The sequence below is a fragment of the Bacillus sp. GMa5/1 genome, assembly GCF_050172015.1.
GTDB classification, from domain to species: domain Bacteria; phylum Bacillota; class Bacilli; order Bacillales; family Bacillaceae_G; genus Bacillus_A; species Bacillus_A cereus.
The window spans coordinates 1-2040 of sequence record NZ_JBNLYC010000364.1 but is presented as its reverse complement, the minus strand read 5'-3'; the positions used below and the strand labels follow the sequence as shown (position 1 = coordinate 2040).

The window sequence follows — 2040 nt, the reverse complement described above, 5'->3', positions numbered from 1 at the left end:
AGAAATTTCTTATCCAAATGTATTTCTCATAAATGCAACGAAAGATATTGTCATGTTTATGTATGATGATAGAGGAAGTGAAGTAATTGGGAAGAATAAAGAAATAATACGAGATTTATATAAGAAATATAAAGAATGGATTCTAGATTATGAATGAGAAAGTATAGATAACTCATTTAAATGACAATAGGGGAAGTGAAGCGTGTAATGAAACGTATTGCAATTGTCTCTGCATGGGAACCAGAACTGACGTATTTGCATCAACATTATCCAAGTGAACGTGTTGAAAAAAGAGCAGCTTGGGAATTTCATTTTCATACTATTAATGAGCTGGAAATTATATCAGTTGTTACTGGTGTCGGTAAAGTAAGCTGCGCTAGTTGTGTACAATTGTTAATTAGTGAGTTTCAGCCAGATGAGTTGTTTATGACAGGAATATGCGGAAGTTTATCAAACAAGGTGAAAAACGGTCATATTGTAGTCGCACTAAACGCAATACAACATGATGTTACTGCTGCTGGTTCAGGAGAAGATGTTTTTAATTTATATAACGGTAGAACAGCACCTATTGAAACAACAAAATCACTTGTAAGAAGAATAAAAAAAATACGATCGTATGATCCGATACATTTCGGTACATTTTTATCAGGAGATCAACGTATTCGTAGTTCAGAAATGAGATATTTACTCCATACCGTATATGGAGCATTGGCAGTTGATCAAGAAGTAGCAGCTTTCGCCTATGTATGCCAAATAAATAAAAAACCATTTCTCTGTTTAAAAGCTGCTTCAGATCAAGCAAATGATAAAACGAAAGAAGAACAAAAAATCTTTAAAATGCTAGCATGTGAAAGAGCATGTGAGCATTTAATTGCTTTTTTACGTGTTTATGAGGTTAATGTAGTAAATAATAGATAGTTTGTTATAAAACAAATCAATAGTGAGTTATATGTAGGGAAATGTCCGCTCATTTCAAATTAAGAGCTGAAATTTATAATAGATGGAATATATTATATGGGTACACGTTGAGTTTAATATAAGCAGTTGGAGGGCAATTTTATATGATTCAATATAAAAGGTGTAGTGAAGTAAATATTGATTTAGTATATGAAGCTTTTAAAGATGGATTTTCAGATTACATTATTAAGATGGATGTTTCAAAAGAGGATTTTATACAACGTTTTTTGGGACCAGAAGGTAATTTGCTAGAACATTCTTTTCTTGCTTTAGAAGAAGGCAAATCAGTTGGCGTAATACTAGGTGGCATAAAGGATTATGAAAGTATAAAGACTATGCGCTGCGGAACATTAGCGGTTCATCCTAATTACCGCGGTATTGGTGTGAGTCAAAAATTATTTGAACTGCATAAAGAAGAGGCGATTCAACATGGATGTAAGCAACTTTTTCTCGAAGTCATTGTAGGAAACGACCGAGCGATTCATTTTTATAATAAGTTGGGCTATGAAAAAGTGTACGATCTTTCTTATTATAATTTAAATGATTTGACTAAAATAAAGAATAAAGTTTGTAAGGATATTGAAGTAAAACAATTAGAATTTCCAACTTTTAAAGATGAAATTCAGAAATGGTTAAACTTCCATATAAATTGGCAAAATGATATTGATTATATCAAAAAAACAAATAATGTATTTTATGGTGCATATGTTGATAATGACTTAAAAGGCTCTCTATGCGTAACTGAACAAGGTAAAATTAGTTTTATTTTCGTAGACAAAGGTTATAGAAATATTGGTGTTGGGATGAAATTATTACAAGTAGCAAGAGAAGAATTAAATTTATCAAGTTTATCAATTGGGTTTCCTAACAATAATTTATTAGAGGGTTTTTTTAAGAAATGTGGATTTGAAAAGAATGCTTTAGCGCAATATGAAATGTATTTATTACTCTAAGAGCGGAAAGATTTATTCTTTTCGTTTTTTATTTTGCTGTTATGTTGGTAAATGCTCCGCAATTATAATTTATAATGAGAGGGATTTTGTTTATCCTTAAGTTATTTTTTTAATTGTCAATTTCTTGCTA

At 30.7% G+C, this 2040-nt stretch carries 3 protein-coding genes; all 3 read left to right on the top strand.

Features of this window, described 5'->3' with window-relative positions; genetic code table 11:
* The coding region (locus ACQGSG_RS28650) for a DUF3885 domain-containing protein (protein WP_426948691.1) at positions 1–157 on the top strand (157 nt) is incomplete at its 5' end.
* 23 nt (positions 158–180) lie between these two features.
* Positions 181–918 (top strand): 5'-methylthioadenosine/S-adenosylhomocysteine nucleosidase, encoded by a 738-nt coding sequence (gene mtnN / locus ACQGSG_RS28645; protein WP_001987381.1) that lies wholly within the window; start codon positions 181–183, stop codon positions 916–918.
* A gap of 143 nt (positions 919–1061) precedes the next feature.
* Positions 1062–1910 carry a GNAT family N-acetyltransferase gene (locus ACQGSG_RS28640; protein ID WP_325842881.1) on the top strand — a complete coding sequence of 283 codons (849 nt, stop codon included), beginning with the start codon at positions 1062–1064 and terminating at the stop codon, positions 1908–1910.
* Positions 1911–2040 lie beyond the last annotated feature (130 nt).